This window comes from Streptomyces sp. SID12501 (assembly GCF_010550245.1).
Lineage (GTDB): Bacteria > Actinomycetota > Actinomycetes > Streptomycetales > Streptomycetaceae > Streptomyces.
Window position 1 is genome coordinate 1 of record NZ_JAAGLU010000928.1, and the last position, 403, is coordinate 403.

Annotated in this window: 1 pseudogene; it reads right to left on the reverse strand. The window is 76.9% G+C overall.

Going from position 1 to position 403, the window contains the following annotated elements:
• Window positions 1-403 (reverse strand): annotated as a pseudogene (locus G3I71_RS49180) (hemin receptor); the annotation flags it as partial.

The window sequence follows — 403 nt, forward strand, 5'->3', positions numbered from 1 at the left end:
CCTCGGCGGACAGGTCGTGCCCGCCGGAGGTGACGAGCTGCCGGTCGGCGATCTCGGCGAACCCCGAGGACACGTCGCGGCCGACGACGTGGTCCCCGAGCCCGAGCTCGAAGACCGTGCGCGACAGCGTGCCGTAGACGTCGAGCGCGAGGATCCGGCTGACGTCGGTGACGGTGACGGGGGTGCCCTGCGCGTCGGTGACGGTCACGGGCAGCGCGGGCGCCGGGTCGTCGACGACGGGGCGCACGGCGGCGTCGGCGACGACGGCGGTCACGGGGCCCTCGAGGGTGCGTGGGTCGTCGACGGTGGTGACGTCGGCGAGGCGCCGACCGCCGTCGGGGACCCCGGTCGCGGCTGCGGTGCCGTTCGAGCAGGCGGCGGTCGCCGAGGCGAGCAGCGCGGC